At 55.9% G+C, this 6,000-nt stretch carries 3 protein-coding genes and 1 rRNA gene; 1 reads left to right on the top strand and 3 read right to left on the bottom strand.

Going from position 1 to position 6,000, the window contains the following annotated elements:
- Positions 1-65 precede the first annotated feature (65 nt).
- The 3 genes from F8N85_RS19230 to F8N85_RS19215 form a co-directional block, all read right to left on the bottom strand.
- Positions 66-1,604: ribosomal RNA gene (locus F8N85_RS19230) — 16S ribosomal RNA — on the bottom strand.
- 645 nt (positions 1,605-2,249) lie between these two features.
- Entirely contained in the window at positions 2,250-3,470 is a 1,221-nt protein-coding gene (locus F8N85_RS19220; protein WP_150805119.1) for a CaiB/BaiF CoA transferase family protein, read from the bottom strand.
- 13 nt (positions 3,471-3,483) lie between these two features.
- Positions 3,484-4,665: an acyl-CoA dehydrogenase gene (locus F8N85_RS19215; protein WP_150805118.1), complete on the bottom strand. Its 1,182-nt coding sequence runs from the start codon at positions 4,663-4,665 to the stop codon at positions 3,484-3,486.
- Between the two features lie 157 nt (positions 4,666-4,822).
- On the opposite strand from F8N85_RS19215, the gene F8N85_RS19210 reads away from it, so the two are divergent.
- Positions 4,823-5,722 (top strand): LysR family transcriptional regulator, encoded by a 900-nt coding sequence (locus F8N85_RS19210; RefSeq protein WP_150805117.1) that lies wholly within the window; start codon positions 4,823-4,825, stop codon positions 5,720-5,722.
- Positions 5,723-6,000: the final 278 nt, after the last annotated feature.

The following is a 6,000-nucleotide window of genomic DNA, read 5'->3' as shown; positions in this document are numbered from 1 at the left end:
TATCGTCTTCTTCAATGAATCAAGCAATTCGTGTGGGAACTTATGGAGCAGCTGATGTCGTCGATTAAGGAGGTGATCCAGCCGCAGGTTCCCCTACGGCTACCTTGTTACGACTTCACCCCAGTCATGAATCACACCGTGGTAACCGTCCTCCCGAAGGTTAGACTAGCTACTTCTGGTGCAACCCACTCCCATGGTGTGACGGGCGGTGTGTACAAGGCCCGGGAACGTATTCACCGCGACATTCTGATTCGCGATTACTAGCGATTCCGACTTCACGCAGTCGAGTTGCAGACTGCGATCCGGACTACGATCGGTTTTCTGGGATTAGCTCCACCTCGCGGCTTGGCAACCCTCTGTACCGACCATTGTAGCACGTGTGTAGCCCAGGCCGTAAGGGCCATGATGACTTGACGTCATCCCCACCTTCCTCCGGTTTGTCACCGGCAGTCTCCTTAGAGTGCCCACCATTACGTGCTGGTAACTAAGGACAAGGGTTGCGCTCGTTACGGGACTTAACCCAACATCTCACGACACGAGCTGACGACAGCCATGCAGCACCTGTCTCAATGTTCCCGAAGGCACTCCGCTATCTCTAGCAGATTCATTGGATGTCAAGGCCTGGTAAGGTTCTTCGCGTTGCTTCGAATTAAACCACATGCTCCACCGCTTGTGCGGGCCCCCGTCAATTCATTTGAGTTTTAACCTTGCGGCCGTACTCCCCAGGCGGTCAACTTAATGCGTTAGCTGCGCCACTAAGAGCTCAAGGCTCCCAACGGCTAGTTGACATCGTTTACGGCGTGGACTACCAGGGTATCTAATCCTGTTTGCTCCCCACGCTTTCGCACCTCAGTGTCAGTATCAGTCCAGGTGGTCGCCTTCGCCACTGGTGTTCCTTCCTATATCTACGCATTTCACCGCTACACAGGAAATTCCACCACCCTCTACCATACTCTAGCTTGACAGTTTTGAATGCAGTTCCCAGGTTGAGCCCGGGGATTTCACATCCAACTTAACAAACCACCTACGCGCGCTTTACGCCCAGTAATTCCGATTAACGCTTGCACCCTCTGTATTACCGCGGCTGCTGGCACAGAGTTAGCCGGTGCTTATTCTGTCGGTAACGTCAAAACACTTACGTATTAGGTAAATGCCCTTCCTCCCAACTTAAAGTGCTTTACAATCCGAAGACCTTCTTCACACACGCGGCATGGCTGGATCAGGCTTTCGCCCATTGTCCAATATTCCCCACTGCTGCCTCCCGTAGGAGTCTGGACCGTGTCTCAGTTCCAGTGTGACTGATCATCCTCTCAGACCAGTTACGGATCGTCGCCTTGGTGAGCCATTACCCCACCAACTAGCTAATCCGACCTAGGCTCATCTGATAGCGCAAGGCCCGAAGGTCCCCTGCTTTCTCCCGTAGGACGTATGCGGTATTAGCGTCCGTTTCCGAACGTTATCCCCCACTACCAGGCAGATTCCTAGGCATTACTCACCCGTCCGCCGCTCGCCACCAGGTACAAGTACCCGTGCTGCCGCTCGACTTGCATGTGTTAGGCCTGCCGCCAGCGTTCAATCTGAGCCATGATCAAACTCTTCAGTTCAAACATCTTTGGGTTTTTAAGAAACCCTAAACTTGGCTCAGCAATCGTTGGTTACATCTTTGATTTCTCGCGGAGTAACTTGTGATGCTGATAATCTTGTTGACTATCAGTCTGACCCCACAAGCACCCACACGAATTGCTTGATTCAGTTGTTAAAGAGCGGTTGGTTAAGATCTTTCGTCTCAACCGAGGTGCGCATTCTACGCTTTCCTCTGCTGCTGTCAAGCGGTTATTTTCAGAAGTTTTCAAAGTTTCCCTTGTAACTTCAACCACTTGCGCTTCCGATCACTCGTTAGCGGGATGCGAATTCTACAGCGTTACTCGCTGCTGTCAACACCTGTTTTACACCGCTTTCGACCGAGTGGATCGAACCGTTAATAGGGTCAAACAACACGACTCTATCAACTCCTTCTGGGCTTCGATGAACTGAAGCAACTCGCTGTCGAAAACCGCGTAACTCTTTGTTTACCAAGGAGTTTTCCGTTTCGACTGCGCCGGAAGTGGGGCGAATTATAGACTTCCAGGATCTGCCGTCAAGGCCTAATTGAGGCTTTCTATCGATAAGCCCGGAAAAGCCCGAAAAGCGCCGGTTTTTGCCCCTTCTATATAGAAGCGCAGTTAGCGCCTCTATATAGAAGAGAACACTTACAGCACGCCGGCTTCTCGCAAAGCAGCAACAGCTGACGGCTCCATGCCCAATACCTGCTGCAATACCTGCAAGGTGTGCTCGCCCAATAGAGGAGGGGCATTGCGGTATTCAACCGGCGTCTCGGAAAGACGGATCGGACTGGCCACCTGGGGAACCAGCCCTGCCAGGGCATGGGGCAGCTCGATTGCCAGACCACGCGCCTGGACCTGTGGATCGGCAAACACCTGGGCCAGGTCATTGATCGGCCCACACGGCACACCGGCCTGCTCCAGCAACGCGACCCACTCAGCCGTAGTCTTGAAGACCGTTGCCTGACGAATCAGCGGAATCAGCAGCGCACGGTTGGCCACCCGCAGTTTGTTTGTAGCAAACCGCGGATCATCCGCCCATTGTGGCTGCCCGGCCGCCTCGGCAAACTTGCGGAACTGCCCGTCATTGCCAACGGTAAGAATGAAGTTGCCATCGGCCGTCGGGAAATCCTGGTAGGGCACGATGTTAGGGTGAGCATTGCCTAGCCGCTTGGGAGGAATTCCGGTGGTGAGGTAGTTCATCGCCTGGTTACCCAGACAGGCCACCTGAACATCCAGCAACGCCATATCGATATGCTGGCCACCGCCGTCATGATCCCGATGCGCCAGTGCCGCAAGGATCGCCACCGTCGAGTAGAGCCCGGTCAGGATATCGGTCAGCGCGACGCCGACTTTCACCGGCCCGGCACCTTCGTCGCCCTCAGGACGACCGGTCAGGCTCATCAAGCCACCCAAGCCCTGAATCATGAAGTCATAGCCGGCACGCTTGGCATATGGCCCGGTCTGGCCAAAGCCGGTGATCGAGCAATAGATCAGCTCAGGGTTAAGCGCCTTGAGCGACTCATAGTCCAGGCCATACGCTGCCAGACCACCCACCTTGAAGTTCTCGATCAGGATGTCTGACTTGGCCGCCAGCTCACGCACCAGGCGCTGACCTTCCGGACGCGTGAAGTCGATGGTGACCGACTGCTTGTTGCGATTGGCCGACAGGTAGTAGGCCGCCTCGCTGGTGTTCTCGCCATAGGCGTCTTTCAGGAAGGGCGGGCCCCAGGCGCGCGTGTCATCGCCATTCCCCGGGCGCTCGACCTTGATAACCTCGGCCCCGAGATCCGCGAGGATCTGCCCGGCCCAGGGACCGGCCAGCACTCGCGATAAATCCAGTACTCGTAGATGCGATAGCGCGCCCATGGTCGTTCTCCTATTAATAGAACGCCTGGATGCCTGTCTGTGCACGGCCGAGGATCAACGCGTGAACGTCGTGAGTACCTTCATAGGTGTTCACCACTTCCAGGTTGACCAGATGACGGGCCACACCGAATTCGTCGGAGATACCGTTGCCACCCAACATGTCACGGGCCATGCGAGCGATGTCCAGGGACTTGCCGCAGGAGTTGCGCTTCATCATCGAGGTGATCTCGACGGCAGCAGTGCCTTCGTCCTTCATCCGCCCCAGGCGCAAGCAGCCTTGCAGGGCCATGGTGATTTCAGTCTGCATGTCGGCCAGTTTTTTCTGGATCAACTGGGTGGCGGCCAACGGGCGGCCAAACTGCTGACGGTCCAGGGTGTATTGGCGGGCGGTGTGCCAGCAGAACTCGGCAGCCCCCAGCGCGCCCCAAGCGATGCCATAACGCGCGGAGTTAAGGCAGGTGAAAGGACCTTTCAAGCCACGGACGTCCGGGAATATGTTCTCTTCTGGCACAAACACGTTATCCATGACGATCTCGCCGGTGATGGAGGCGCGCAGGCCAACCTTGCCGTGAATCGCCGGAGTGCTCAGACCTTTCCAGCCTTTTTCCAGCACGAAACCGCGAATGTCACCGGCATCGTCCTTACCCCAGACCACAAACACATCGGCGATCGGGCTGTTGGTGATCCACATCTTGCTGCCGGTCAGGCTGTAGCCGCCTTCCACTTTGCGTGCACGAGTGATCATCGCGCCAGGGTCGGAACCATGGTCAGGTTCGGTCAGACCGAAGCAACCGATCCATTCACCCGAGGCGAGTTTTGGCAGGTACTTCTGCTTTTGAGCTTCGGTACCGAATTCATTGATCGGCACCATCACCAGCGAGGACTGCACGCTCATCATCGAGCGATAGCCGGAGTCGACACGCTCGACCTCACGCGCAATCAGGCCGTAGCTGACGTAGTTCAGGCCACTGCCACCGTACTGCTCAGGAATGGTCGCACCCAACAGACCCACTTCACCCATCTCGCGGAAGATCGCCGGATCGGTCTTTTCATGGCGGAAAGCTTCAAGAACGCGCGGCGCGAGCTTCTGCTGAGCGAATTGCTGGGCAGTATCGCGAATCATGCGTTCTTCTTGGGTGAGCTGTTGATCCAGCAGCAGGGGATCGATCCAGTTGAAGCTTGCTTTACCGCCCATGGGTGTGTCCTCACGAATCAGGTGAACTATCGTGGACCGATCCTAGGCCGACCCAGCGAATACGGCAAACGAGGATTTTGCATACTGTTGTGCTAATTTCTCACTCCGTAACAGCTCGAAACCGCTTTTTGACAGTTTTCTTGTGAGGTTGCCGTAGATGCGCAGGAAGATCCCCAGTACCACTGCACTGATCAGTTTTGAAGCGGCAGCCCGCCACGAGAGCTTCACCAAGGCTGCGCAAGAGCTTTCCCTTACCCAGGGTGCCATTTGTCGGCAGATTGCCAGCCTTGAGGAGTTCTTGAGCGTCGAACTGTTCCGACGCTCCCGCCGCGGGGTGAAGCTGACTGAAGCCGGACTGTCTTATAGTCGCCGGATCGCCACCCAACTGGATGCCGTCGAGCGCGATACGCTGTCGGTGATGGGCCAGCAGGGCGCCAACGTCATCGAGCTGGCCGTCGTTCCCACCTTCGGCACGCAATGGTTGTTGCCGCGGCTCAAGGATTTCCAGCAGCAGCACCCGGAAGTCACGGTCAACCTGACTAACCGGACCCGGCCATTCCTGTTTGCCGACACCGACTTCGATGCCGCGATTTACTTTGGTGATGCCGATTGGTCGGGTACCGAGTCTCACCGGTTGATGGGCGAAAACCCGATGCCGGTCTGTAGCCCACGACTTATGGGGCCTGAAAACCATCTGAGCGCCGAACGGATTGCCCAATTGCCCCTGCTGCAGCAAACCACCCGGCCTTATGCCTGGCGCCAGTGGTTCGGGTCACAAAACCTTAATGTCCCGCGAGACATGACAGGACCGCGCTACGAGCTATTCTCCATGCTTGCTCAGGCCGCCATGCACGACATGGGCATCGCGCTGATCCCGCCGTTTCTGATTCAGCGGGAATTGGCCGAGAAGCGCCTGGTGATTGCCAACCCCCAGGCACTGTCCAGCATCAAGGCGTATTACCTGATGATTCCTGACCGAAAGGTCGAATCGGCCTCTTTAAAGGCATTTCGCGACTGGCTGGTGAACCAGGCGCAGAGCTACAGACTAGAAGGGTAGGGGCTTACAGGCATTAGCTGACCCCGTAGTCAGTAAATTGAAAACCCTACAGATATAACTATATGTCGCGTTTAATGAAACTGTACCGAGATGAGGTACAATCGTCCCATAAGCGCCTGAAAACGTGGCTTCCAGCGGCTATTTCGAGCCGATACCGGCACATTCACAGCGCCGATCTGGAAATCGCAAAATTCCGGCCAGAATCCATGCAAGGCCCGGCTTTCAAGGGATCTAGCCTGTTCATTGCGACATTCGGTCACGGGGTGACTTGTAGTTAA

The sequence above is a fragment of the Pseudomonas fluorescens genome, from assembly GCF_902497875.1.
Taxonomy (GTDB): Bacteria; Pseudomonadota; Gammaproteobacteria; order Pseudomonadales; family Pseudomonadaceae; genus Aquipseudomonas; species Aquipseudomonas fluorescens_BR.
The sequence above is the reverse complement of the archived record's forward strand: the minus strand, read 5'-3'. Positions and strand labels throughout refer to the sequence as shown.